This is a genomic window from Caballeronia fortuita (assembly GCF_001544835.2).
GTDB lineage: Bacteria > Pseudomonadota > Gammaproteobacteria > Burkholderiales > Burkholderiaceae > Caballeronia > Caballeronia fortuita.
In genome coordinates this window covers 14,051-38,239 of the sequence record NZ_FCNX02000022.1, presented here as the reverse complement: position 1 = coordinate 38,239, position 24,189 = coordinate 14,051, and the positions used below count along the sequence as shown (strand labels likewise).

Below are 24,189 nucleotides of genomic sequence, written 5' to 3'. Positions count from 1 at the left end.
GACCAACTGGATGAACCATCGATGAACCACTATCAGTTGATCACCCACGGCCAGACCAGCGGCTGGGACGCTTCGACCAACGATGTCAACGGCAAGAACTTCTACGGGATGCTTCCGGTGGAAGTCGCTGCGCAAGCAGGCGACGTTGACGAGTTCGCGGCGATTGTGTCTCACCCGCGGTTCAGCCCATCGGGCGCGCGGCCGCATTTGTTCGCCGAGGTTGGGCGGATCAGCGACGGTTACGGCGACGCGAGCTTCAAACGCTTGAAGCCTGCGCTCGACGCTTACAAGGCGCGATTCCTCTAACCGGGCGTCGCAGTACGCATCTTCTGAATGTGCGGTGAAAACCGCGCCAACCCTTGCGGGGCAGGCTCCCCGCAAGGGACCTGCCTCGTCTGCAATGAGGCAATCATGAAAATTCCCCGAGTGTTCTATGCGGACCGCAGTAGTGCCAATGCCGGCGCGAAAGCGGCTCTGCAACGTCATGCGGCGCGCGTTCTGCGACGCGTCGCCCACGACTTGCGTCTTCCGGCGCATGCGCACGAGATCGTCACCGATACCCGTCGCGGCAACGCTGCCGTACGGGTGTCGTTGCGTACCGAAACGTTGTTTGTCGACGTGCTCGAGCGTGGAGGTGGTTCGGGTGTCGCGCTGAGCTTCAGAACCCGGCGCGGCCGATCTGACCAGACGGGTGGGGGCGAGAACCACGTCGCCCTGACGCAACTCGAAACGCGCTCCGGCTATCGAGCGATGCTGGACGGCCTGCGGTTGGCCGGCGGCATCGATCCGAAGTGCGGAGGTCGTCGATGAAGCTGGCGAAGGTGAAAGTCGAATACAGCTGCGGTTTGACTATCACGGAGACAGCATCAGTCGAAACAGTGACGGGCGCTGTGTTCCTGCCGCCGCGTCTGATAGGGTTGCTCGAAGCGATGAATGGCTCGGAGTGTCCGCCGGTGTTCACGATGGACTACGACGGGCACACCCTGCAGATACGCGCCGACGGCAGTAACTGGGAAGTAGCAGTTCCCACCGGGAACGGATCACGCTTGAAGCGATTGGTGGATTCGATCGCGTCTCCGACGAAAGGGCAACGTCAGCAAAATGGGCGGCTGCTCCACACTTTGTCAGCTGCCGCAATCGTCAGTGCAGCCGCAACGGTGCATTCCGCCACGTCCTTTAGCTGGAGTCTTGTCGGTTCCGTCGCGCTACAGGCGGGCGGCGCAGTGTTACTATGGTACGTAGGCTTTCGATGCATGAAAGGAGATTAATATGACAACTGGCTTGGTTGTTTTTGGCTTCTCGGTCGTCATTTCCGCGTTCTTCTTGTGGACGAATCACAATGGGGAAAAGCGGGATCGCGAACGCGAGTGGGGCAAATGATTCGACACAGCGCAAGCTGAGTCCACAGACCGGACCGCACCCTTGGGGTGCGGTTTTTTTTCGACTTCCTTTTTCTAGCGCGCCTCCGGGCGCGTTTTTCATTTCAGGAGCTGGTTATGTCTCAAGCAAACGCCGATGTGCTGTCGGACCCTGTCACCAACGGTATCAGCGCCGATGGCGTAGTCGATATCAAGTTAGTCGCGCGGCTCGACACCGACGGCAAAACGGTCGATCAGGTCTTCCAGGACCTGTGCCGATTCTTGCGCGGAACGGAGCTCGAACCGGAGTGGCTTTGTCACGCGAACCTGCAGGACGACCCCAACGAGGCGATGTACGGAGCGCGCCACAGCAGACCGTGGCCCGAGCCGTCGTCACGCGACCGGATTTCCGTGTCTGTGTGCATCGGCAACTCGGAAGGGTGGATCGTTCATGTGGACTTCGTCAGCCGACCGCAGCTCAGCGACTCGCTCGACCGGACCTACGCGATCATGCCGTTGCTTCGCGCGAAGGTGTTTTCGACTGACCACGCGTGGTCGCTCGCGCGTCTGATCGCCCGTCTAATCGACGCGGCGTAATAGCTTCTCAACTCTTATCCGCGCCCGTTTTGGCGCACTTAACCCTTGCCGGGCATCGACCCGACAGGGAACGATTGCCCGCAATTTTCCGAGGCAATCAACCATGTATCAGCTTTCCTTCTCAGGCTCCGCCCATTCCTTCCGTACGATGCTCGAAGTGCTCCGTTTCCTGCGAGACGACGCGAGCGTCGCAGCAGTCGACGCCGCAAAGATCGCGCTTACGTTCGTCAGCCACTCCGTATGCGTCGCTCGTTATAACGGCACGCTGACCGTTCGTCGGCCTGGAACGGCGACAAGCCTCTTCCTGTCGCTCATCGACGAGATCGACGCGGCCTACTTCAGACCGTCGTTCGCCGCGCTCGAAGCGTGGCAAATCCGGCGCGAGCACTGGCAACTGCTCTATCTGGCTTTTGATCTGGCACGCGAGCCGCTGTATTTGTTCTCCTCGGATCAGGTGGCGCAAGCCAACGAAGAGGCGGCTAAGAGCGGCCGTCGCGGGCTGGACCTGTTCGAGCTGCTGCAGGGCGAGTCCGAGCGTCGGTTCGGCTTTCGCTACGCCGGCCCGGTGCTGGACAATCGACAGTGCAACGGTCGGCACGAAGTTCATGTGGCCTACGCGCTCGCTGCGGGCAAGCCCGTTCCGCAGGCGGTGATCGACGACTACGCTTCGTTGTCGAAGTTCGATTCCGACTTGCAATGGGCCAAGCCGCTTCTAGCGGTGCCGGAGTTGCGTGGGGCGCTTCCGCTCGCGAAGCTCGTGCCGCTGGCAACGGTGATGCGTCATTCGAAGCAGGCCATCACCTCTGACAATGCGGCGCTGCTCGCGATGCTGATGGGTCTCGTGCGGAACTCGCCAACGACGGTCGAAGTCGACGACTTGCTGTACGCGAAGGGCATTCTCGAAGCGCATCCTTTGCCGGAGGCGTACCTGAAGCCCGTCGATGTCGGCCTGCCAACCTGCCAGTTCGCGGAAGTGCTGCGGCGTACGCTCGCCGATCGCGCGCGGGACAACCGGCTGGCGGAACTGGAGCAAGCACGCAAGTCGGGCAGCATCAGCGCACGCCGCTTCCAGCTCGACTCGCAACTGGCCCTTCTCGACCACGGCAGGCATACGCACACGTTCGCCAACGAGTTTGCGAAAGCAGTGCAGACGGCCGACATGTCCTATCTGCTCAGCATTCTGGACCGGCCAGACGACGCCAACCGCGCGACCAAGCAAGCGGTCCGCGAGGTGTTCGGCATCAAGCTCATTGGCGTTCGCGCCGCGGCTCGGCGTCGCGCCATCTTCCAACTGGCGGGGATGGACGCCACGCAGCAGGCAGAGTGGGAGGCGCTGTCGGTCTCGCAACGCGAGGCAAGGCGCGTCGCCCGCGAGGTTGCACGCGCTCGCGAGGCGGCCGAAATCTCGCGCATCCGCATACAAGACGGTGCAGTCGTGACCGGTGCGCAATGGGTGGACAGGACGATCGCAGAAGGCTTCTCCGAGATCGTGAGCGTGCGGCAGGGCACTAGCGTGCGTTATGCGCTCGCTGACCCGGTTCGGCATTTGCAGGTATCGCTTCGCGCAAACGACGGTACGCTCGCCTACGCGCGCGCGTCGCTTGAACAGCGCGCAAGCTGATTCTCTTTCGACCAACCCGGCCATCGTGCCGGGTTCTTTTTCACCGCTCGCGATGACACGGCGGCTTAAGGCGCTATGAAATAGTGACCTTTGCACGGATTGACTGATCCCACGACCCCTACACTGCATCTATCACCCGCGTCACTGACGCATCGACCCAGCCGGCCACGAGCCGGCTTTTTCATATCTTGCCCCACAGGGACCACGTCCCTACGGGCGTAGTCTTTATGGGGCTTCTCTTTGGAAGCCATCATGAAAGTCACGCCCGCTCAACTCGCCGAACTCCTCTCGCTGTACGTGCCGAAGCGTCTGCCGGTGCTCATCACTGGCCGCCCGGGCATCGGCAAGAGCGACATCGTCGAACAGACCGCGCATGCGACTGATCACGAACTGCTCATCAGTCACCCGGTTGTCGAGGATCCGACCGACTCGAAAGGGTTGCCGTTTCCCTCGCCCGATGGCGCGACCGCCAAGTTCCTGCCGTTCGGGGATTTGGAACGAGCGATGACTGCCAGACGACCGCTCATCTGGTTCCTGGACGACCTTGGGCAGGCCTCGCCCGCCGTGCAAGCCGCGAAGATGCAGTTGCTGCTCGCGCGGCGCGTCGGCGAGCACGTTCTGCCGCCGCAGGTCACGTTCCTCGCGGCCACGAACCGCCGCACGGATAACGCCGGTGTCTCCGGGATTCTCGATCCGGTGATCTCGCGTTTCGCCACGGTGGTAGAGCTGGAACCGACCATCGACGACTGGACGCAGTGGGCCGTGCGCGAAAACATCCCGCCGGCACTCATCGCGTTTCTGCGCTTCCGTCCGGACTTGCTGTCCGTGCAGAAGACGTCGCGCGATATCGAGAATGCACCGAGCCCGCGTAGCTGGGGGTTCGTGGCGAAAACCATGGACGTAGTCCCCAAGCACCTTGAGCACATCTCCTATGCCGGTTCGGTGGGAGAGGGTGCCGCAACGGAACTGGTCGCGTTCCTCCAGATCTTCCGCGAACTGCCGAATCCGGACGCGATTCTTCTCGCGCCCGACACGGCCATGATTCCGACGACGCCTTCGGCGTTGTACGCGATCGCGGCAGCGCTTGCGGCACGCGCGAACGAAAACAACTTCGATCGTGTCGTGCGCTACACCGAGCGTCTGATCGGTGAAGGGCATCGCGAGTTTGCAGCGCTGCTCGTGCGAGACGCTGTCCAGCGCTCGCCGCAGATCCAGAATTCGTATGCCTTCATTGGCGCGCAAGGCGGGGAGATCGGCAAGATCATCCGCGGCGAGTAACAAGCACTCCACTTTTCTCAGCATCACCCATGTTGGCCCTGTCGCGTCTTCGGACGCACAGGGCCTTTTTCTTTGCTTCATCCATTCATTTCTACGAGGTTCTCTCATGGACATCACTTCCATCCAATCGAAGGTCATGCTCTGCTCCGTCACGATTTCGACCTGGGTCGCCCGCCGTTTCGACGGCAAGGTGACGCAGGAAGTCGAGAGCAAGCACCACGCGAAGGGCATCGGCAGATTCAACAAACGCCTGTTGCCCGAGCACGCGCCGAGCTTTGCTGAAGTCGTGACGCTCGCCGGCCGCATCCGCTCGTACTTCTACGATCACACGCTGAAGTACGACCAGTTGGGCGTGCGGCTGCTGCCGACGATGGTCTACATGGATTTCGCCGAAAAGATGCGCTCGTTGAAAGACGAGTTCGACTTGGCGGTCTCCGTGTTCCTCACCGACTACCTGAATCTCAAGGAAGCGGCTCGCGAAGAACTGAATGGGCTGTTCAACGAGGCGGACTATCCGACCCTCGCTGAGCTGACCACGAAGTTCGGCGTGAAGATGGCGGTTCTGCCGTTCCCCGATGCTAGCCAGTTCGGCGTCGAGCTTCCGGCGAACGTGCTCAACACGCTCAAGAGCGAGTTGGACCAGCACGTTCTCGCCTCGATCGCGACCGCGAACGAGGACCTGGTGCGGCGTCTGTACGAAGCCGTCTCGCAGATGGCCAATCGGCTGTACGCGACGGGCAACGTCCGACTGGACGTCGCCAACAACGTGCGCGAGCTGTGCGCTTTGCTGCCGAAGCTGAACTTTGCGAACGACCCGCAGCTCACGCACATCCTCGAGCAGGCCAAGACGCATCTGGCCGTGCATACGGGAGCGGAACTGAAAGACTCGCGCGTGCTTCGTTCCCAGGTGGCCAGCAAGGCACAGGAGATCGAAGGGCTGATGGCCGCGTTCATGGGCATGCAGCCGGAGCCGATGGAAGTCGAGTCGGCCGGTGCAAGCCAACTGCGCCTCGTCGCGTAAGGGGGCGTCATGGACCGCACCGATGTTGTGCTGGGCAGTAGCGCGGTCCATCCGCGCATTGCCCGGCAGCGGACCGAGCTCGTTCTCTCGCAACCTTTCTTCGGGGCGCTAGCGCTCCGATTAAACGTTCGCGAGGATCCGTCGACCAAGACGTTTTGGGTCGACGGCGAGACGTTGGGCTATAACCCGACGTACATGGAGTCGCTCAGCGACCTCGAAGTGCGCGGCGTCGTCGCCCACGAGGTGCTGCACGTGGCCAATGGCCACTGCTGGCGTCAGGGGGCGCGCGATCCCGACCGATGGAACGATGCCTGCGACTACGCGATCAACCCGATCGTGCTGTCGTCGGGGATGATTCTGCCGAAAGGGGCGCTCGTCGATCCGCGTTATACGGGCAAGTCGGCCGAGGAGATCTACGGCTTACTGACGCAGGAGGAGAAGGAAAAGCAGCAACAGCAGCAACAGCCTCCGCAGCAGAATCAGCAGCCGCAGAACCAGCAGCCTCAGAACGGGCAGCAGCCGCAGCAGCGGCAGCAGCCGCAGCCGGGTCAGCAAGACCAGCAGCAGCCGAACGGCGGGCAGGCTCCGAAGCCTGGTGGCCAGAACGGCACCGCGCCGGGGCAGTCGCCCGCCGATCAGCCAGCAAAGCCCGGCTCCTTCGGCGAAGTGCGGCCCTACAAAGGCCCGGACAAGCCGGTAAAGGAGGCGGAGTGGAAGGTTGCCGTCACGCAAGCCGCGAAAGCGGCCGCGATGCGCGGCAAGCTCCCCGGCGATCTGCAGGCGATGGCCGGGGAAGCGGTTCGGCCTGTTGTGGACTGGCGCGCGGTGCTGCATCGTTTCGCTCAGCAGTCGTCGCCGTCGGACTACAGCTTTGCGGCGCCGAATCGCCGGTATCTGCATCTCGGCTTCTATTTGCCGTCGTTGCATACACCAGCGATCGGCGATGCGGTGTTCGTCCGTGACTCAAGCGGCTCGGTGTTCGACGAGACGCAGGCGCAGTTCGACGCGGAGATCCTCGCGGTTTTCCACTCGCTGAAGCCCGCGCGCTTGATCGTGATGGATTGCGACACGCGCGTCACGCAGGTGCAGATCTTCGAGCGAGGCGACTCGCCGGAGATCAAGCCCGTGCGTGGTGGTGGCGGGACGGCGTTCGTCGATCCGTTCAACCGGGTCGCGCAAGACGACATGAACCCCGCCTTTCTGGTCTACCTGACAGATATGGTGGGGCGCTTTCCGACCGTCGCGCCCCACTATCCGGTGCTGTGGGCATCGACCACGCCTTTGACGCGCGCTCGCAAGGCGCCGTTTGGCGAGACGATGGAGGTGATCTGCTAGTCCCCGGCTTTGGCCGGGCATTCCCTGAAAAACGAAAGCCCGGCAAATTTGCCGGGCTTTTTTTCTGCGCGCGAGTTTCACGCGCGGCGTTTCTGCAGCGGCTGGTAAGCCTCGCCGCCTTTGAACCTTTCCAGACGGTCGCTTGCGGTGGTTAGCGCGCCGAGCGTCGCGCTATGGAGTTGACGATCGTACATGCAGACGATCGCGGCCAGTAGCGCAAAGGCGGCGTCGGAGGCGACACCCCACGTTCCGGTTTGCCTGCCGCCTTCGAACACTTCAGCCATTGCTCGGTCGGCCGCCAGCAGCGATTCGTGAGAAAACTCGCCGTGACCCGCCTCGCTAAGGAACTTGCCGAGCAATACGACTTCTGTGATGTGCTGCGCCGGGCCGATATGGTCACAGTCGCCGCGGATGGCTTCCAACGACAGGTGGGCACAAAGCGCGAGCTCATCGGCAACGGAACGCGGGATCGGGAGCAGTTGCGCTTTGTTAAGGCGCGCGCGGGCGGCCTGAGAGGAGCGCTGGAATGGAAGGGTGCGAGACATAGCAAACGTTTGATTGGCTGCCAGTGTTAACGATCTTCCCACGCCGGTTCTGAAGGGCTAGCGGTGCATCCGCGCCGAGCGTATGGATCGAGCACTTCTCCGCATCCGCCCCGATTTCGGCCGCGAGCCATTTCGTTGCTTTGGCGCGCGCCTCAAACACATTGCAGCCATCGCGCCGGACCTTCGCGGCAACCAACGGTTCGAGCGCCGCATGGAGCTTCGCCTTTAGGTCGCGCAGCCGGGCGTCAGCGAGACGGCCTAGCGGTACGTGGCGGGTGCTGCGCGGAAAAACGCCGGCCCACGCGTCCGCTCAAAGCCACAACGGACCGTCTTCCTCACCCCAACTGCGACTACTGCGGCACGCCCGCGACGCTGGCTTGACTGGTTTTCCAACGTGCATCGCCGCGGACTCCTGGCGGAAAGGTCAAATATAGCAAGCCGGATCGGTAACGCCAGTCAACCGCTACGTCTCACAATGCGAAAAGTGAGCCGACTAAGGGGGTGTGAATATCCGGCTCATTTTGTAACATGGATTTTCGGCGTTAAATTCAGTGACTTAACATAAACGAGAAGTGCAGTGGGACGCTCTCCGGAGAGCGTTGGTCGACACCCTCAGCGAAAGAATCGGCGGGTCCTTTCCGTAACAGCCCCCGAATATATCTCTGCAGTCGCGGAGAAAGCTGCTCAATTTGACGCCTCTTTCGATGCCTGCGCGCGTTTGCCAACGCCAACAATAGCCGACATGTTAGATAGCCCACAAAGCATCGCATGTCCGAGTCTGTCGATAACCCACTCCTGAAGCTGCGTCCGCTGGAAGCTGAAGCCGTGCGCATGTTTTTCCATGCGCTCTCGCCGCTGCGCGAGCTGCTCGATGCGCCTGACCTCGCGGAAATCATGATCAATGACTACCGCAACGTCTGGGTGGAGCGTCGGGGCGTGATGACGCGGGAGAACGTCGACCTGCGCCCGGAACAGCTTGAAGGCGCAATTCATTCCCTCGCCTCGTCCGTCGAAAAGTCGGCGAAGGCGGGAAGCGACAAGGGGATCATCAACGCGGGCCATCAAAACCTGCGTATCGCAGCGGTCATGAGTCCGACGTCGATCGACGGGCACGCGCTGAGCATCCGGAAGCATCGGGAGTCGAAGCTGACGCTCTCGGACTACGTGAGCATGGGGGCGTTCTCTGCGGCGAATGCTCGGCCGGAGTTCGCGGAAGCCATTCACTTTGAGGAAGGCATCGAGGACGAGGCGCTCATGCGCGCGCTCGTCGCGCTCGTCCAATCACGCAAGAACGTCCTCGTCGCCGGCGGCACGTCAGCAGGTAAGACCACGTTCCTCAACGCGCTGATCGAACAGATCCCGTCCGACCAGCGGGTGATTTCCATCGAGGACACGATGGAATTGAAGCTGCACGTGCCCAACCGCGTGCGGCTGCTCTCCAATGCCGACACGAACGTGACGACGCAACTGCTCGTCGCGCTGTGCCTGCGCTTTCGCCCCGACCGCATCATCGTTGGTGAAGTCCGGGGCGGCGAAGCCTATGACCTGCTGCAGGCGCTCAACACCGGCCACGATGGCGGCCTCGCGTCCATCCACGCGAACAACGGGCGCACGGCGCTCAGCCGCCTCGAATCGCTCGCCATGCTCGGCATCCCGACCGGATCGCGGTGGGAGCTCGAAGACATGCGCAAAAACATCGCTGACTGCTTCAACTACGTCGTGCATTTCAAGCGCACCGGCGAGATGCGGCACGTCTCCGAAATCCTCGAAATCCGGGGATTCAAAAACAACGATTACGACCTACAACGCGTTTTTTAACGGGAGCATCAAATGAAGGGCAAGAAGGTACTCAACAGAGCCGCCACGGTGGCGAAGCGTCTGCGTCCGGGCAAGTCCATGCTGGTCGGCGCGCTTTTGAGCGTCGTGTCGGTCGCGGCAATGGCTGCGGGCGATTTTTCGAACCTGACGGGCCTGACGGACATCATCTGCACGATCAGCAACCTCATCAGCGGCCCGTACCTGTACGGCATCGGCATCGTGCTCATCACGCTGGGTGGTGTTGCAGTGGCGAACTCGGAAAGCAATATCGCCAAGACGTTCTCGGTGGTGCTGGTCGGCCTCGGTATCGCATCCGTCGCCGTGCCGATCATGCAGAGCCACTTCCACATGGCCAACGCCTGCTGATATGCGCCAGCACAAGGTTAGTCGAGGCCTTTCATTGCCGCGCCAGATGGGCGGGGCAGACCGGGGGCTTGCCATTTTTAACGGGACGATGACGGCGCTGCTCACCTACACGAGCTGGACGCCGGGATTTCTCCTTGTCGGCGTCGTGGTGCATGTGTTTTTGCGCTGGAAAAGCTCGACTGACCCGTGGTGGCGAATCGTGATGCTGGTGTACAACCGTTACCCGGACGTCTATGAGCCGGGGCCGAGCAGCCGGTTTAGCGCGCGCTTCAAGCGGCCGTATGGGTTTGATCAGGACCTTCCATGCTGAAAATGACGTTCACCAAGCGGGCGGTACAGGAGATCGCGCCATGGGCGACGATGGTCACGCCCGAGCTGGTGCTCAACAAGGACGGGTCGCTCCTGACCGTGTTCGAGTTCGAAGGCATCGACGCGGATTCGCCGAATCCCGGCGACATTACGGCCGCGCGCGACAACCTCGACCATGCATGCCGGAACTTCGACCACCGGGTAACCGCGTGGTGGCGGATGTCACACCGGCGCGTGCGCGGCGGCATGGAAGGCACATTCGCGTCGGAAGCCGATGCGCGCGTCGACGCGATCAATCAAGCGATCATCGGCAGCGGTAAGTTCTTCAAGAACTCGCATTCGCTCGCGCTCGCTTTTACACCCGAGACCGGCATTTCGCGGATCTTCGACAAAATCAGCTATCACATGACGGTCGGCGGCAAGAATCTGGCCGTTGCGATGTTCGAAGCGGCGAAAGACACGATTCTTGCGCGCAGCGCCTTCGCCTTCGACCTGACGAAGATCCAGAACGAGATCAAGCGGTTCGAGTCCGTGATCGACGGCTTTGTCGGCGGCGTCACGCGCCTGAAGATGAAGCGGCTGCAATTGCAAAACGCGCTGTCGTTCCTGCACCAGCGCGCGAACCCGTCGTCACCTAAGCGCCGCGTGCGCTATCCGGTCACGATGCTCGATACCCACCTGACTGAGTCCGAAGTCACGATCGGCGCGACCGAATTGATGTTCGAATCGGCGCACGGCAAGGTGTACGCGCGGATCATCGGCATCAAGGAATGGATGGGCTTTCAAGAGGCGGCGCTCGACGTCCTCTCGCAGGTGGACGCGGAACTGGATGTCTGCGTGATGTTCCGTTTCCTCGACACCTCGCGCGCAAGTGCGTACATCAAGAAAATTCGCGGCTTTTATAAAGTTGCTGCGTTCAATCCGGTCGCGATCCTCAAGCAGTGGGCAACGAAGGAAGAGCAAAAGAACGACGAAGGCCGTGAAATTCTGGCGAAGGAGGCGGGCGACGCGCTCGCGAAGCTCGACGCCGAAGGTCAGCAGTACGGCTTCGCCAATATTTCGGTGGTCGTCTACGGCAGTACGCCCGAGGAATGCGAAGACGCGACGCGTCAGGTCGTCGGCGTTATCGGCAACGCGGGCTTCGGCGTGATCCTGGAAAAGACGAACCTGTTCGCCTCGTGGAGCGCGACGCTACCGGGACGCTGGGATCAGCAAAAGCGCCTGCAGTTCGTTGAGACGCCCGCCGTATCCGACATCGCGCCGCTGTGCAGCGTGGGTGAGGGATCGAAGGTCAACGAGTGGCTCACGCAGCAGTCTGGCACCAAAACCGGGCCGCTCACCTGCCTGCCCACCCGCCATCGCACGCTCCAGTATTTCGACCTGCATCATCCCGGCGGCAAGGCGCACACGCTGGTCGTGGGCCCGATCGGTGCCGGTAAGTCGGTGTTCCTGAACTACCTGATGACGCAGACCGGGCGCCACGGCGCACGGCGCATCCGTTTCGACAAAGACCGCTCGACTCGCATTCCCACGTTGCTCGCGGGTGGCCGGTTCATCGATGCAACCGGGCGTTTTGAAGCCGCAACCTCGGTCAATCCGCTCTCGCTCATCGGCGAGGAAAAGCACTGGTCCTACGTCGCGGACTGGGTGCAACTCGCCATCGAGGGCGAGGACTACACCTGCACGCCGCAGCAGCAGACCGAGATTTACGAGCGCATCCGGACGCTCGCGCTCGGCTTTCCGCCGGAGAAGTGGCGTCTTTCGGGGCTGATCACGCTGCTGCCGGCCGATTTGCGCGAGCGCCTTCAGGTCTGGACCGAGGGCAACAAGAACGGCAAATTCTTCGACCACGCGGAAGACGGCTTCGCTATCTCGGACGACTTGTCGATCGAGATGGGCGACCTGTTTCAGAATTTTCCGGTGGCCGCAGCCTTGTTCATGGACTACGCGTTCTACCGGATCGCGCAAATCCTCGACGGCAAGCGATACACGGTGATCGAGATCGAAGAGGCAGGGTTCTTCTTCACCTACCCGAAGTTCTACGCGCGCCTCGAAATCTGGGCGGTGACGATCCGAAAGCTCAACGCGGCGCTGCTGATGGCCACGCAGTCGCTCGGCCAGTTGGCTCGCGTGCCGAACTTCGAGATTCTCAAAGAGAACATCCCGAACATCATTTACCTGCCGAACAGCGACGCGATCAACAACCAAGGGCTGTACAGCGACGTATTCGGTCTGACGCAGCACCAGATCAAGATGATTTCCGACGCGGTGCCCAACCGCGACTACCTGTGGGTGACGGCCAAGCAAAGCCGGATGCTGCAGGCGCAGTTCCCGAAGGAGGCACTTGCCTACCTGCGCTCGGACGGTCGCGCGCAGGCGCTCCTCGACAAGCACGTCAAGTCAGGCAGCCCGCACTGGCGGGAGGACTACGTGCGCGACGTGCTCGTCAACGCTTGAACGCATTAGATAAAGGTATCGCCATGATGAAAAAACTGCTCCGCTGCGTCGCAGCCACCGGTGTTCTGACACTGGCATTCGTGCAACACGCCAACGCGAACATGCCGGTGTTCGACGCGTCTAACTTCATTCAGAACACGATGACCGCCGCGGCCGCCGTGAAGGGTGAGGTCTATCAGGATTCGAACCTCGTCTATCAGTACCAGATGATGCTCAACCAGTTGAAGCAGGCGACCAACCTGAATCCTGCAGCGATGCTGGCGCAGTTCAATAGCATCACCAGCGACATTACGAGCTTGTCCAAATACACGGATGCGCTGAAGGACCTGTACGGCGGGCTGCAAAACAACGCGGAATACGCAAGCAAAGTCCAGGCGCTTATCACTCAGTCCGGCAAGACGCCGGAACAGTGGTTCACCGACCAAAACACGCTGCTTCAAAACAACGACAAGACGGCCAAGCAACTCTTCCAGCAGGGCAACGACGTGATCTCGCATGTCAGCACGCTCGCGAAGCGCCGGCAGGAAATTCAAGACCAACTGAATATGTCGCCGACGATGCAGGCAACTGCTCAACTGACCACGCACATGCTCGACATCATCTCCAGCCAGAACAGCGACCTTCTGACGATGATGGCGGCGAAGCAACGCAGTGACGCTGTCAAAGATTCCGCAACAGTCGCGGATCAGAAGGCGAACAATGCGAGTCAGGCGGCGATCAAAGCGCAACAGGATCGAGAGCGTGCTGCCTTCGACACACAGATCGGCTCTTCGAAGGTGCTGGGGCAATGATGCTGCGGTCTGTCATGACTTTAATTAGAACGCTGCTTGTGCTTGCCGCAACGATCTGCTGCTTTGCTGTCACCTCCAACCGTGCCATGGCGCAAGCAGCGGCCGACGCGCCGGCTTCGGCCGCAACAAGCTCTGCGGCGTTGCTTGCGAGCAAGCCAGGCGATTTCGCTAAAGGCGCGACGAGTGCGGCTCAGCAGATCCACGTTCTGCTATCCAACGTCGTCGACGCGGCCGTCGCTGCGAGTTCGGGGGTAATGAGTGAGGCGAATAAGTTCGCGTGGGGGCTGGGCGTGATCTCGCTGGTCCTCGTGGGCGTTCGTTTCGCCGGGACTCATCACCCTATTTCGGCGTGGGTCGATCTTTTCGAAGAAGTGGCAATCCTGGGAATCTTCGTCGCCTTGTACCTTGGATATACCACGTCAGCGGCCGGTTTCTGGACATGGTTCGAGCAGTTGGCGGCGCATATCAGCCAGTCGGACAACGGCTCAGTCGGTTCCCAGATGGCCTCGCTCGCGGGGACCATCATCGACGCGCTGACCACCAAGCTGAAAACGGTCAAGTTGTGGGACATCCCTGCACTGCTGACTGACGTTGTCGTCCTCGCCGTCTCCGCGCTTGTGATGGCTCTTGCCTCGATCATCTTCGTCTACTACACGGCCATAGGCCAAATCCAGGCAGCGATCGGTATCGTCCTAGGCCCGATCGCAATTGCGCTTGGATTCTCGTCGTACACGCGGAGCTATTTCAAGAAGTGGCTTGATTGGATGATTAGTGCGGGGATGTACACGGTCGTAGTTGCCGTCCTGATCAAGCTTGTCGGCTCGTCGATCACAGACGCAGTGAAAAAGGCGACGGAAGTCGGCGGGTCAACTACCGTCAACGGAGCGTATGTCTTGGATCTAGCGATATTCGTGCTGCTGCTCTCGTTCGAGGTTCCGAAGCTCGCGACGATCTTCGGCGGCGGAGCGACAGCAACCGGTACCGGTGCGATGAAGCTGGCGGCCAAATTTATCCCATGACGACCGCTCACCTTGCAATCTCTGTCGAGGACCTGTTCGCCACGCACCAAAAGCGAGTCGAACTAGTCCGACAATGCGCCAATGAAAGCACGGAAACGGAGTTCGCACGCAAGTGGGTGTCTGTGCTGCGTCGCTGTGCTAACTGGTTCTCGTCTATGCCGCTCACGCCCGAGATGCATTGCGAGCCGGGCGGTGCATTCCGCGCGACGATTGAATCGACCTTTTATGCGATGCGGCTCGCGGGCGGGCAGAAGTTCGCGGCGGACCTCACGTCAGATAAGCGTCGGCGGCTGGAGCCACAATACAACTACGCCGTCTTCCTGGCCGCCGCATGCTCGCTGCTTGATGAGCCGTTTCGTCACTTTGAGATGGTGCGCCTCTCGGACCGCACGAAGTGGAATCCGGCGGCGCACGGGGCGTTCGGCACGTGGATAGGAACCGGTCAGTTCGCCGTTGAGCGGCGTGTGACGCCACTGAAGAATGAGCGCATGCGCACTGCCATGTTTGCACAGACCGTCATCACGCCCGAGTTGCTCTCCGGGTTCGACACAGCGGTGCTCGACGACCTCTTCAACGCAATTAATCCAGAGCGCAGCCCGCAGGGGTTCGAACCCCTCGTCCACAAGGTGGTGCGGCAGGCCATGGACGTTGCGGTGGACTTTGAGCGCAAGGCGCAACGCGCCGTCTTTGCGCCCGTGAAGTACGACGTTCCCTCAGCCGTGCACGTCGCGCTCGCGCTTGAGCCGCAGTTCGTCGCGGCACCCGCCCCCGCGACCGCCGATTCGGCCGTGCCCCCGGGGCAGCCTCCGGCGAGTTCCGGTGCGCCAAACGGGGAAACGGCTCCGGCGTCGGTGACGAATACTGCCGACCCGCAACCTGCCGTTGTTGGAGCAACGGTCGCGTCGCAGCAGCAGGCGAGCGCCTCCGCGCCGAAGTTCTCTCAGTCGTTGCTCGATGCGTTGGAGCGCAGCGAAGCACAGGCCGCTGGTGCGACTGAGCCCTCGACCGGCTCGAGCGCGCCTGCGTCGCGTCCGGCGCCGGTCGACCCCGCCACAGCGCGTCCTACGAGGTCGAATGCAAACAGGGTCGGGCCGTCTGACGAAGAATTGACGGAACTCCTCGGCCCCGGCGCTGCAATGCTGAAAGAGTTTTTCAAAGCTCTTGCTGGCGACGTGGCAGCAGGGAAGGCGGAAGTGGCGTGGGAAGAGAAGGGGCTGGCCGTCAAGAAGCGGCTCGTCGGCGGATACGGCATCACGAGCGATACGCTTGTCGAACAACTCAAGAAGCGCAGCCTGCTCATGCGCGCACACGGCAATGACATCTGCATTGTCGAGCGCGCCGGCCGTCTCATCGTGGAGAGACCCGCGGCATGAACTACGTCAATCACTTCCGTCCGATCTACGAGTTTCGGCCGTTTCTCGTTTGGCCCATCGTCATCGTTGGCATTCTGATCTCTGGAATGCCGTACGGATGGGCATTCGCGCTAGTCGGTGCGGCGCTCCTCGCGATCCGTGCGCTCCAGATATGGAAGGCGCTGAGCTTTCGCATGGCCATCTCAACGAAATGGCTGAGCAAGATTCGCATCGAAAAGCTTCTTGCTACGCAGAACGCGATGCGGAAAAGAGCGGACTCGATGTATCTGGGCATCGGATACGAGTGGACGCAGAAGCATACGCAGATTGCGCACGAGATCCTCCGGATGCCCGTAACCGACATTCCGTCGTTGCCGAAGTGGCTGCCGAAAACCGAGATAGGCCGGACCGTTGAGGAGCGGATCGAGCGGCTATTCGGCCCGCGCGACAGCATTCGCGATCGCATGCCGCAGGGATCGTCCTGGATCCACGGTATGGAGCAGAAGAAGGTCGAGGTGCCGTTTCACTATAAGGCGATGGGCGGTCACACGCTGGTGGCGGGGACGACTGGCGCGGGCAAGACCCGCACCTACGAAGTCATTTCCACGCAGGTAATCCACAACCCCAAGGACGTCCTGATCATCGTCGACCCCAAGAACGATGACGAGTGGAAAAAGCGCGTGGAGAAGGAATGCGCGCGCACCGGGCGCAAGTTCCTGTACTTCAATCAGGCGAAGCCGCATGAGTCGATCCGCCTGAACCCGCTCGAAAACTGGTCGCAGCCGTCGGAAATCCCGTCGCGCATCGCGCAGTTGATGGAAGAAGGCCGGTTCCGTGACTTCGCGTTTCTCTTCATCGACCGCGCCGTGAAAGGCGAGCTGTATGTGGGCGACAAGCCTAATTTGCGCTCGATTCTCAAATACGCACAGTCTGGCATTGGCAATTTGCTCGACCGCGGGCTGCGACGATTTTTTATCGAGAACGGCCTGACCGATTGGGAAGAACTGACCGTCACGGCGACGGTAAAAGACGCGCAGCGTCGCAACGATGCCTCGCTGATTGACGGGATGGTGAAGTTGTATCTCGACCGCTTTGCCGCTCACGACAGAGGGCACGAGACGATCGATGGGTTGATCGCCACGCACACCCACGATCGCGAGCACTACATGAAGATCATCGCGTCCGCGTTGCCGCTGCTACAGATGCTGGCGACCGGGGAAACGGGCCTCATGCTCGCGCCGAAAGCGGACGACTTCGAGGACGAGCGCGAGATATGGGATATCGACAAGATCATTAAGCAGAAGGCGGTCTTGTACATGGGGCTTGACTCGCTGTCGAACAACATCGTGCAGAAGGCAATCGCATCCATGGCATTGTCGGACGTCGCGGCAGTGTGCGTTGCGATCTACAACTTCTATGCCGAGAAGCCCGATGTAGTGCTCATCATCGACGAGATCGCTGAGGCCATCAATGAGCAAGTAATCCAAATCCTGAACAAGGGACGCGGAGCAGGGTTCAAGGCGTTCGTCGCATTCCAGGCGCGTGCCGACCTCGAGGCGAAACTCGGAAACGCAGCGAAAATGCTGCAGGTTTTGGGTAACCTCAACAATCAGGTGGTGCTTAGACTAGAGGACTCAGATACAGCAAAGTGGTTCTCGGACAAGGTCGGAGAGACTGCGATCCGCGTGGTGAACGTGTCCAACAGCACCAATACCACGACCGAGGCGCATGCGCTCGAATTCAGTGGCTCGCAGTCCCGTTCCATTCAGTTGGAGAAGGTGCCGCTCATTCCAGTGAAGCTGCTCCACAGTCTGCCGAATCTGCAGTACTTCATGCGCATCTCTGGCGGTGCCGTGTATCAGGGTCGAATTCCTATCATCGAAGGCTAAAACACAAGTTATGTCCGCTGCATATAAAAACATCATTCGCGATCACAAGCTCTCGCACAGGCTGGTTGCGGTCTTCAACGTCGCACCGGAGCTGGAGCTTGCGTGCTCGCGTGTGGCCGACTTCATCGGGGAGCGGTTTATGGGAGACAAAGGGCCGCTGGCCGCGGAGATGATCGAGTCGGCGCTTGATGGCTTCCGGCGCGCGAAGCGCACGGGCGACCAGCATATCGCCTTCATGCAAGGTCTATTCGAGCCATCGAAATCTTTATACGCTCGCCGGCTTGTCGCGCGGTTCGGCGACAAGGTGTCGGTGTGGTGTCCGATGGTCGAGGCAATTCCCGCATTCGAAGCGCGCCACTTCGAGTACCAGTTCGAGATGGTCGATGAGCGTTGCCCGGACGAGATCACTGAGCGCACCGCCGCGTTTCAGCTCGCCGCACGCGTGCTTCAAGGAGAAGCCTTCCGCCGTTACTTCGAGGAATACGATGTCGCTCACCGTTACGATCATAGCGAAGCTGTCGGGAGTTGAGCCGCGCACGGCTCAGCGGGCGCGTGACACTGCCGCCGCCTTCGACGGCGACGTCAACGCGGCCGTGCCCGAGGAATTTACTTACGGCGCGGGCGCGCGGTGCTACGCGTTGGCAACAATCGCCGAATTCCGCCCGGCGCTGTTTTGGGGCGGACTGATGGCAATCGTCGCGGTGCCCGCCCTCATGCTAGTCAAGGTGATACATGGCTAGCCGGTTCGGTTCGCACATCAAGGTGTGGTTTCTGCTCGTGCCAGTGCTCGCCATCGCGGTGATGCCGGCGATCCCGGAGCGTAAGCTATTCGAGGTGCCGGAAGCGGAAACACATTCTCTCGTTAAGTCAGTCGGGCAGGACCGGGTCGACCGCGCGATGCGCAGTGCCAACGACGAGTTCCGCCGTGCGTTTGTCGATAGTGGGCTGCTGCACCGTACGCTGAATGCCTCTGGAAAGGTCGGCGGCTTGGACGACGGCGGGTTCTCATCGTTCGCCCATACCTGGACCGAGAACTTCTGGCTGCTGGTGTACCGCATGCTCTTCCGTGCGATGGTGATGAAGATGTGGATCGTTGGAACACTTCTTTTCGCCGTCGGCATGTTCGTCGACGGTGCGGCGCGCAGGAAGATCAAAGCGTCGGCTGCGGGCTTTGTGAGTCCCTTGTCTTTCCATCTGGCAGGCCATGGACTGCTGCTTGTCACTGGAACGCTGTTCGCGGTGCTGGTGGTTCCGTTGCCGGTCCTGGTTGGCTACTGGGTCGCCGTCGCTGCGCTCCTCGGAGGTCTCCTGTGGAAAGCTGCCGAGTCCTTCCAGTCGTCGAGATAGGGAAAAACGTCGCGCGACTCGCGTTAGCTGTTCGACAAAAAGATTGCTCTGTTCCCCTCAGGCAACGCTACCCGGATAGCGTTGCCTTTGTCTTTTCCGCCTTCGTCTTCGCTTCCAGTCTAGGCGCGCCGATAATTCCGTGAAAGGCGCTCTAATTAGCCACCGTTTCGAGCTCTCGCACGCTGCCACCGCCGCAACAATGTCGAATATGGGCAACGCGCTTTGCTTGCCTGATCCCCAACGATGAAACGGGACCGATGCGGTCCAGACAGGAGAAACGGCGAATGAGCACGATTGTCGAACCCGGCAGTGAAGAGAAAGTCGCGCTGAGCGCACTTGAACAAGGTACGGCCGAGGCGCCGCTCACGACCGACGGCGCGGACGACGGCGAGCTTGAGCGCGAGTTGACGCAGATGGAGGCCGATGCGGACCGCCTCCAGAAGGAAGGCGTGATTTCCACCGACGACGCCGACATGAAGCGGGCGGAAGTCGCCAAGACGCGCAAGCTGTTCCGCGATCTGCCTGCCGCTGAGCGTATCTCAATCATCAAGCGCCGCCGTGAGATCGGTCGCCAGTTGCTTGACCGCCAGCTTTCCGGTGCCGCAGTCGTGACCGCCCGCGTGCGTCTGAACCATACGCGCCTGAAGCCGCTGTTCGAGCAGTGGTGGCCGTACATCAACCGCATGAGCATCAACATGCAGCGTTTCGGCCGCTCGACCTTCGGCGAGAACGACAAGGAAGTGGTCAACAGCGCGCTCGAAAAGCTGCTCTCGGGCATCGAGAGCTACGTTGACGAGCAACTGCGCGTGGCCGAAGGCTTCCGCCAGCAAAAGGAAGCGGAGCTTCGGGCTAACAAGGAATTCGTGTTCGAGCCGACGATCCCGATGCCCGCGATGGACATCGAAGTCGAGGCGTATTCCCGCTTTTCGATGCGCGTGCTGGGCGTCATCATGAAGTTCGACCGGGCGATGGATCACTTCGACTTCATGGTGTGGAACGGCATTCGCGACCAGTCCGACGTCGACGACGAAGCCGTCAACTTTCTCAAGCGCTTCAACCCGCTTGGCATTCGCGGGTACATGACGCACCTGAAGCTGATGACGACGGTTCGCGGCAACTAAGGAGGGCGCGATGCTGGACGAACTCAATCCCCAGCAACGGGAAGTCGCCCAGTTGCGCCAGCATTGCGTGGCGATCGCCTGTCCGGGCGCAGGCAAGACGAAAACCATCGCCACGAAAGCGGCCCTGCTGCTACAAGACAGCGCCGCGACGGTCGGCGCGGTCACTTTCTCGAAGGACGCCGCGCTGGAATTGCGGGAGCGCATCCTGGCTGCCGCCGGCGAGTCGGCGAAGAAGCGCTTGATCGCCGGTACCTTCCATTCCCTAGCATTCAAACAACTGAAACGCCCCGGCGCGCAGGCGCTCGATATCGCCTCCGATGGCGACAGGCTTGGCCTGCTCATCCGGGTGATGCAGGAACTCGGCCGCGACGGCAAGGCAGAAGACGTTATCCCAACGATCGAGAAGATCAAAACGAATTTCGGGCGGTGCGACCGGAACACCGCCGACGGCGAGCTTTATCACGCATATCAGGACGCGCTTGCGCGTAACGGCAAGATCGACTTTCAGGACATGCTGCGCTTGGCTGTCGAGGGGATGGAGCAAGGCACCATCGCCCCATACGCGTTCACCTATCTGCTCGTCGACGAGTTTCAGGACACCGACCCGCTGCAGTACCGCTGGATAGAATTGCACGCGCAGGCAGGCTCGATCGTGACAGTCGTGGGCGACGACGATCAGAGCATCTACGCGTTCCGCGAGGCGCTTGGCTACCGAGGCATGGAGTCGTTCATCCAGTCGTTTTCCGCAAAGCCCGTTGTCTTAGGCAGCAACTACCGGTGCCGCGCAGAGATTCTGGGCGCAGCGGACCGGGTGATTCGGAATAACGCCGACCGCATCGCAAAAGTCCTGCGTGCGGAAAAAGGCTTAGGCGGTACTGTGCAAACGTCCCGCCATCCGGATGAATATGAGGAGGCAACCGCGGCGGTCGAGGTGCTCGGGCCGCTGCTCGCGAAAGGGCAGTCGTGCGCGATCCTGGCGCGTACCAACCGCATACTAGACCCCCTCGAGTCCGTTTGCCGCTCGCATGGCATTAAATACTACCGGGCATCGGGCGCGTCCGTCCTGAGCCGCCCGGAGGGCGCGCTGATGTGCAATCTGCTCGAAATCGTGGAGCGAATCAAACACACAGGCCTCGATGCGGTCTTGGCGCACCTAGGGCTTACCGCTCAGCAGCTACGCGCCCTTCACGCGGATATGGGCGCGGAACTGACGCAGAAGGGCCGGGCTGAGTTGGTAGAACTGGGGCTGCCCGAAGACGTGGCGACGAACTATCGCGAGTTCATGAAGCGGCTCGCTGAGTGGCAAAGTCTGTGCGATCGCAAGTTTTATTCGCTTACGCTCTCCGGCGTCGCCGAATGGATGTTGAAGTACGCGAAGAAGGATTCCGCAATCCGCGCAATTCAGGCGACGAACGACGTCTTGTCGCGCCTGTCCGGCAGTTTCGCAGAGCGGCTGCTGTTTTTGCGCCAAGACAACAATGAGCCGACACCGGGCGCTCTGATTCTCACGACAATGCACAGCTCCAAAGGGCTCGAATGGGATCACGTCTGGATTGCCCGCAGCGAGGAGACGATCGTCCCAGACCCGAAATCGACCGAGCCAGAAGAGCGGCGGCTGTTCTATGTCGCCATGACGCGTGCTCGCGAATCGTTAATGGTCTCGGGAACGTCAAAAAACTTCGAGTCCCGATTTGTGATTGAGGCGCAGCTTAACCAGGGCGCCGCGGCTTAACTCCGAATCTGCCGGGCATCGCTAGCCGGCAAAATTTCCGCAAATCGACCGGCTGATTTAGGAACTTACCACGCGCAAAGGCAGCCCCGACAGGCTTTCACGATACGAAAAGTGAGCCGACTAAGGGGGGTGTGAATATCCGGCTCATTTTGTAACAGGCTTTTTTTGCCTTAAATTCAAAGCACTAACCAGGTGCCCAGCCGCAGTGGGACGCTCTCCGGAGAGCGTCCCTCCACCACTATTGGGGCGAGGTCGGCCACGCTGTCAATGGGAACGTCGCAGACTTCTTGTTGAGTCCCACCAATGCCCGACGCCGCCCCGAAGCCCGAAAGCGAGTTTCTGAATGCGTTGCGCGAAGAGCGCAAGCGCGTCGGGATGTGCAGACGCTGGCAACCAGAGCTGTCACATCTGTGGAAGGCATCGCGCCGTTGTATGCGTCCGGGCTTCAGGGCGCAAATATACCAACTCGTTGGGCGGTGCTAACCCGTCGTCACTCACCCTCACGTGGACCCGTGACGTCCATACGCAGCAAAAAAAAGCCCGCTTAAAAGCGGGCAGCAATCCATATCGGTCGAGCGTGCGGGAGACGAGGATTCAGTCAAACCCTAAGGTTTCCGACGCATGGCCAGTTTGTACGTCACGACCGACTTGTACGCCGGGCGGTTCCAGTGCGGCGTGCCCGGCGTCATTGCCTGACCGTTCACAAGCCGCCCGGTGTCGAGCATGCAGAAGCAATGGCCTTCGAACGCGGCTTCTTGCGCTGCCGCGTCCCACGTCACGGTGAGGAAATCGAAGATCGGGTCAAACGGTTTCATGGTCGGGGTTCTTAGAGACTTTGACCCGTTATCGGCAAATCATGGGGCTTATAGAGACTCAGGCCATTGCGCGGGAGAGCTCTGTCACATTTGATTCCGCGCGTTCGTGGCCTTTCACGTCGTCCAGGCGCGGACCGGCGATAGGCCCTTCGTCCGGCGTGGAATCGGCCTCGATCGTCAGCATTCTGGCAACGCGCTTGAGGGTGCCGTTCAAAGACGCACGCGGCCCAAGGCGGATCGTGCCGGAGTAGAAGATGTCGCCCGAGACTTGGCCGTTGATTTCCAGCGAGCCCCGAGCGTGAACATCTCCGTCGACGCGCCCGTCAATGCGAACGTGCTCGCCCTGCGCGGAGCCCTTCACGAGTCCGCCTTCGCCGATGTGCAGCAGACCCTGCGTCGAGATGACGCCGCCGTCGAGCAGGCCGAAGAACGAAATGCCGTGATCCACGACCATGTCGCCGGTGATTGCGCAGCCGCGCGCAATAAGCGTGATATTGAGTTCGGTTTTCATGGTGTCGATTCCTTAAAACATTTGTACTTCGTTCGCCCCGCCGCGGTTCGCAGGCGCTGACTTCTTGCTTGCAGCCGACCCCGTGTCGCCATCGCTTACCTGCTCATCCCGCGAATGCGAGCGATGACGGTAGCTGTGCGTACGGGCCGGTGCTGCGTGTTGTTGCGACGCTTGTTCGTCGGCGGCAGGCTGCGTCACCGCTTGCGCGGGCGGCACTGACGCCACGGGTTGAGTGGGAGCCTGGCTGGCCACCTCTGCCTCGCGACGCGCTTGGTGAATAGGCGAGGCAGCCGCGCGTTGCACATCGTTCGAGATTGGAGGAACGGCCTTGATGGCGGCCGTGCTTGCTGCGCTCGCTGTTGGGCCGCTCGTTGTACCCAGCGAATTCTTGAACTGGTCAGCCGTCAGACCGATTGGAGAAGCCGCAGCAACGTCTTTTCCCGTTAGCATCGGAGCGAGCGCTACCGGATGAGGCGGCTCTGCGTCGATCGGGCGCGTCGCCGGGGCTACTGCCGGTCCTTCCGTTGTTGGCCGTTCGCTGCCGTCGGATTTCGGCTGCGCGGCGGTGTTCTTTACTTCGTGCGCGGACGGCGCGCCCACCGATCTGTACAACGACGCGGCTCCCATACCCGCCATGGCCACGACAGCGGCGATAGCGACTGCGACGACGCTTCGGCGAGCGACCGGCACCGCCTTCGGAAGCCGCATTCTGAACGTGGTTGTCTTGGCGTCTGCCGTCAGGTCGGCCGGCGCTGGGAGCGCAGCGATCTGCCGCGGCAGATCGATGGTCATCGAGTCAGGTGCGAACTGCGCATGCAGTCGTTGAATTTCGCGTAAGTCCATGCGGGGTCCTCCCGTCGTTGTTAGGTCGAGCAAGTCCAGGCACACCGCGTGGCAAACGCGAAGC

25 protein-coding genes and 1 pseudogene are annotated in these 24,189 nt (G+C 61.0%); 21 read left to right on the top strand and 5 right to left on the bottom strand.

Going from position 1 to position 24,189, the window contains the following annotated elements:
• The first annotated feature begins 21 nt into the window (after window positions 1–21).
• The 8 genes from AWB77_RS30730 (at window position 22) to AWB77_RS30695 (ending at window position 7,210) form a co-directional block, all read left to right on the top strand.
• Window positions 22–306, top strand: coding sequence for a hypothetical protein (locus tag AWB77_RS30730; RefSeq protein WP_061138257.1), 285 nt, complete (start codon window positions 22–24; stop codon window positions 304–306).
• A gap of 105 nt (window positions 307–411) precedes the next feature.
• Window positions 412–810 carry a hypothetical protein gene (locus AWB77_RS30725; RefSeq protein WP_061138322.1) on the top strand — a complete coding sequence of 133 codons (399 nt, stop codon included), beginning with the start codon at window positions 412–414 and terminating at the stop codon, window positions 808–810.
• On the top strand, window positions 807–1,268 hold the full coding sequence (locus AWB77_RS30720) for a hypothetical protein (RefSeq protein ID WP_061138256.1): 462 nt from the start codon (window positions 807–809) through the stop codon (window positions 1,266–1,268). The genes AWB77_RS30725 and AWB77_RS30720 overlap by 4 nt, the downstream gene beginning before the upstream one ends.
• Window positions 1,269–1,517: 249 nt before the next feature.
• Entirely contained in the window at window positions 1,518–1,955 is a 438-nt protein-coding gene (locus AWB77_RS30715) for a hypothetical protein (protein ID WP_157694951.1), read from the top strand.
• 103 nt (window positions 1,956–2,058) lie between these two features.
• Window positions 2,059–3,576 (top strand): hypothetical protein, encoded by a 1,518-nt coding sequence (locus AWB77_RS30710; protein WP_063936586.1) that lies wholly within the window; start codon window positions 2,059–2,061, stop codon window positions 3,574–3,576.
• A 252-nt stretch (window positions 3,577–3,828) separates the two neighbouring features.
• Entirely contained in the window at window positions 3,829–4,854 is a 1,026-nt protein-coding gene (locus AWB77_RS30705; RefSeq protein ID WP_061138321.1) for a P-loop NTPase family protein, read from the top strand.
• A 106-nt stretch (window positions 4,855–4,960) separates the two neighbouring features.
• Window positions 4,961–5,875 carry a hypothetical protein gene (locus tag AWB77_RS30700; protein ID WP_045463797.1) on the top strand — a complete coding sequence of 305 codons (915 nt, stop codon included), beginning with the start codon at window positions 4,961–4,963 and terminating at the stop codon, window positions 5,873–5,875.
• 9 nt (window positions 5,876–5,884) lie between these two features.
• Entirely contained in the window at window positions 5,885–7,210 is a 1,326-nt protein-coding gene (locus tag AWB77_RS30695) for a vWA domain-containing protein (protein WP_061138253.1), read from the top strand.
• A gap of 77 nt (window positions 7,211–7,287) precedes the next feature.
• Here AWB77_RS30695 and AWB77_RS30690 read toward each other — a convergent pair whose 3' ends face one another.
• Window positions 7,288–7,755, bottom strand: coding sequence for a hypothetical protein (locus AWB77_RS30690; protein WP_061138252.1), 468 nt, complete (start codon window positions 7,753–7,755; stop codon window positions 7,288–7,290).
• Window positions 7,700–8,155, bottom strand: a pseudogene (locus AWB77_RS36210) (zinc-finger-containing protein). Before AWB77_RS36210 ends, AWB77_RS30690 begins: the two are co-directional and overlap by 56 nt.
• A gap of 368 nt (window positions 8,156–8,523) precedes the next feature.
• On the opposite strand from AWB77_RS36210, the gene AWB77_RS30685 reads away from it, so the two are divergent.
• The 13 genes from AWB77_RS30685 to AWB77_RS30625 all read left to right on the top strand — a co-directional run bounded on the left by AWB77_RS30685 (window position 8,524) and on the right by AWB77_RS30625 (window position 21,956).
• Complete coding sequence (locus tag AWB77_RS30685) at window positions 8,524–9,573, top strand: TadA family conjugal transfer-associated ATPase (RefSeq protein WP_061138251.1); 1,050 nt, start codon at window positions 8,524–8,526, stop codon at window positions 9,571–9,573.
• 12 nt (window positions 9,574–9,585) lie between these two features.
• On the top strand, window positions 9,586–9,939 hold the full coding sequence (locus AWB77_RS30680) for a hypothetical protein (RefSeq protein ID WP_035967777.1): 354 nt from the start codon (window positions 9,586–9,588) through the stop codon (window positions 9,937–9,939).
• Window positions 9,940–9,985: 46 nt separating this feature from the next.
• Window positions 9,986–10,249 (top strand): conjugal transfer protein, encoded by a 264-nt coding sequence (locus AWB77_RS30675; RefSeq protein WP_053572942.1) that lies wholly within the window; start codon window positions 9,986–9,988, stop codon window positions 10,247–10,249.
• Entirely contained in the window at window positions 10,243–12,705 is a 2,463-nt protein-coding gene (locus AWB77_RS30670; protein WP_061138250.1) for a VirB4 family type IV secretion system protein, read from the top strand. The genes AWB77_RS30675 and AWB77_RS30670 overlap by 7 nt, the downstream gene beginning before the upstream one ends.
• A 23-nt stretch (window positions 12,706–12,728) precedes the next feature.
• The gene (locus AWB77_RS30665; protein ID WP_082852790.1) at window positions 12,729–13,496 is read left to right on the top strand and encodes a TrbJ/VirB5 family protein; all 768 of its coding nucleotides are present in this window, start codon (window positions 12,729–12,731) and stop codon (window positions 13,494–13,496) included.
• Window positions 13,493–14,515 (top strand): type IV secretion system protein, encoded by a 1,023-nt coding sequence (locus AWB77_RS30660; RefSeq protein ID WP_061138249.1) that lies wholly within the window; start codon window positions 13,493–13,495, stop codon window positions 14,513–14,515. Before AWB77_RS30665 ends, AWB77_RS30660 begins: the two co-directional genes overlap by 4 nt.
• Window positions 14,512–15,888: a TraI domain-containing protein gene (locus AWB77_RS30655; RefSeq protein WP_061138248.1), complete on the top strand. Its 1,377-nt coding sequence runs from the start codon at window positions 14,512–14,514 to the stop codon at window positions 15,886–15,888. The genes AWB77_RS30660 and AWB77_RS30655 overlap by 4 nt, the downstream gene beginning before the upstream one ends.
• Window positions 15,885–17,756, top strand: a complete 1,872-nt coding sequence (gene traD, locus AWB77_RS30650; protein ID WP_061138247.1) for a conjugative transfer system coupling protein TraD — start codon at window positions 15,885–15,887, stop codon at window positions 17,754–17,756. The genes AWB77_RS30655 and traD overlap by 4 nt, the downstream gene beginning before the upstream one ends.
• Before the next feature lie 10 nt (window positions 17,757–17,766).
• Window positions 17,767–18,285 (top strand): hypothetical protein, encoded by a 519-nt coding sequence (locus AWB77_RS30645; protein WP_061138246.1) that lies wholly within the window; start codon window positions 17,767–17,769, stop codon window positions 18,283–18,285.
• Complete coding sequence (locus AWB77_RS30640; protein WP_244158710.1) at window positions 18,242–18,496, top strand: hypothetical protein; 255 nt, start codon at window positions 18,242–18,244, stop codon at window positions 18,494–18,496. Before AWB77_RS30645 ends, AWB77_RS30640 begins: the two co-directional genes overlap by 44 nt.
• Window positions 18,489–19,103 (top strand): IncC plasmid conjugative DNA transfer DtrJ family protein, encoded by a 615-nt coding sequence (locus tag AWB77_RS30635; protein ID WP_061138245.1) that lies wholly within the window; start codon window positions 18,489–18,491, stop codon window positions 19,101–19,103. Before AWB77_RS30640 ends, AWB77_RS30635 begins: the two co-directional genes overlap by 8 nt.
• Window positions 19,104–19,387: 284 nt before the next feature.
• Entirely contained in the window at window positions 19,388–20,224 is an 837-nt protein-coding gene (locus AWB77_RS30630; RefSeq protein WP_061138244.1) for a hypothetical protein, read from the top strand.
• 10 nt (window positions 20,225–20,234) lie between these two features.
• Complete coding sequence (locus AWB77_RS30625; protein WP_061138243.1) at window positions 20,235–21,956, top strand: ATP-dependent helicase; 1,722 nt, start codon at window positions 20,235–20,237, stop codon at window positions 21,954–21,956.
• A gap of 605 nt (window positions 21,957–22,561) precedes the next feature.
• Here AWB77_RS30625 and AWB77_RS30620 read toward each other — a convergent pair.
• Genes AWB77_RS30620 through AWB77_RS30610 form a run of 3 tightly spaced genes read right to left on the bottom strand, consistent with a single transcriptional unit; the run spans window position 22,562 to window position 24,125 of the window.
• The gene (locus AWB77_RS30620; RefSeq protein WP_061138242.1) at window positions 22,562–22,771 is read right to left on the bottom strand and encodes a hypothetical protein; all 210 of its coding nucleotides are present in this window, start codon (window positions 22,769–22,771) and stop codon (window positions 22,562–22,564) included.
• Window positions 22,772–22,829: 58 nt separating this feature from the next.
• The gene (locus AWB77_RS30615) at window positions 22,830–23,282 is read right to left on the bottom strand and encodes a bactofilin family protein (protein WP_061138241.1); all 453 of its coding nucleotides are present in this window, start codon (window positions 23,280–23,282) and stop codon (window positions 22,830–22,832) included.
• A gap of 12 nt (window positions 23,283–23,294) precedes the next feature.
• Window positions 23,295–24,125, bottom strand: a complete 831-nt coding sequence (locus AWB77_RS30610) for a hypothetical protein (protein WP_157694950.1) — start codon at window positions 24,123–24,125, stop codon at window positions 23,295–23,297.
• Window positions 24,126–24,189: the final 64 nt, after the last annotated feature.

Bases quoted from the DNA above. Each gene is read 5' to 3' on its own strand.
- AWB77_RS30730 (WP_061138257.1), top strand. From the start codon at position 22: ATGAACCACTATCAGTTGATCACCCACGGCCAGACCAGCGGCTGGGAC.
- AWB77_RS30625 (WP_061138243.1), top strand. From the start codon at position 20,235: ATGCTGGACGAACTCAATCCCCAGCAACGGGAAGTCGCCCAGTTGCGC.
- AWB77_RS30620 (WP_061138242.1), bottom strand. From the start codon at position 22,771: ATGAAACCGTTTGACCCGATCTTCGATTTCCTCACCGTGACGTGGGAC.
- AWB77_RS30645 (WP_061138246.1), top strand. From the start codon at position 17,767: ATGTCCGCTGCATATAAAAACATCATTCGCGATCACAAGCTCTCGCAC.
- AWB77_RS30655 (WP_061138248.1), top strand. From the start codon at position 14,512: ATGACGACCGCTCACCTTGCAATCTCTGTCGAGGACCTGTTCGCCACG.
- AWB77_RS30705 (WP_061138321.1), top strand. From the start codon at position 3,829: ATGAAAGTCACGCCCGCTCAACTCGCCGAACTCCTCTCGCTGTACGTG.
- AWB77_RS30680 (WP_035967777.1), top strand. From the start codon at position 9,586: ATGAAGGGCAAGAAGGTACTCAACAGAGCCGCCACGGTGGCGAAGCGT.
- AWB77_RS30615 (WP_061138241.1), bottom strand. From the start codon at position 23,282: ATGAAAACCGAACTCAATATCACGCTTATTGCGCGCGGCTGCGCAATC.
- AWB77_RS30700 (WP_045463797.1), top strand. From the start codon at position 4,961: ATGGACATCACTTCCATCCAATCGAAGGTCATGCTCTGCTCCGTCACG.
- AWB77_RS30630 (WP_061138244.1), top strand. From the start codon at position 19,388: ATGAGCACGATTGTCGAACCCGGCAGTGAAGAGAAAGTCGCGCTGAGC.
- AWB77_RS30685 (WP_061138251.1), top strand. From the start codon at position 8,524: ATGTCCGAGTCTGTCGATAACCCACTCCTGAAGCTGCGTCCGCTGGAA.
- AWB77_RS30710 (WP_063936586.1), top strand. From the start codon at position 2,059: ATGTATCAGCTTTCCTTCTCAGGCTCCGCCCATTCCTTCCGTACGATG.
- AWB77_RS30725 (WP_061138322.1), top strand. From the start codon at position 412: ATGAAAATTCCCCGAGTGTTCTATGCGGACCGCAGTAGTGCCAATGCC.
- AWB77_RS30675 (WP_053572942.1), top strand. From the start codon at position 9,986: ATGGGCGGGGCAGACCGGGGGCTTGCCATTTTTAACGGGACGATGACG.
- AWB77_RS30670 (WP_061138250.1), top strand. From the start codon at position 10,243: ATGCTGAAAATGACGTTCACCAAGCGGGCGGTACAGGAGATCGCGCCA.
- AWB77_RS30665 (WP_082852790.1), top strand. From the start codon at position 12,729: ATGATGAAAAAACTGCTCCGCTGCGTCGCAGCCACCGGTGTTCTGACA.
- AWB77_RS30690 (WP_061138252.1), bottom strand. From the start codon at position 7,755: ATGTCTCGCACCCTTCCATTCCAGCGCTCCTCTCAGGCCGCCCGCGCG.
- AWB77_RS30640 (WP_244158710.1), top strand. From the start codon at position 18,242: ATGTCGCTCACCGTTACGATCATAGCGAAGCTGTCGGGAGTTGAGCCG.
- traD (WP_061138247.1), top strand. From the start codon at position 15,885: ATGAACTACGTCAATCACTTCCGTCCGATCTACGAGTTTCGGCCGTTT.
- AWB77_RS30695 (WP_061138253.1), top strand. From the start codon at position 5,885: ATGGACCGCACCGATGTTGTGCTGGGCAGTAGCGCGGTCCATCCGCGC.
- AWB77_RS30635 (WP_061138245.1), top strand. From the start codon at position 18,489: ATGGCTAGCCGGTTCGGTTCGCACATCAAGGTGTGGTTTCTGCTCGTG.
- AWB77_RS30610 (WP_157694950.1), bottom strand. From the start codon at position 24,125: ATGGACTTACGCGAAATTCAACGACTGCATGCGCAGTTCGCACCTGAC.
- AWB77_RS30660 (WP_061138249.1), top strand. From the start codon at position 13,493: ATGATGCTGCGGTCTGTCATGACTTTAATTAGAACGCTGCTTGTGCTT.
- AWB77_RS30720 (WP_061138256.1), top strand. From the start codon at position 807: ATGAAGCTGGCGAAGGTGAAAGTCGAATACAGCTGCGGTTTGACTATC.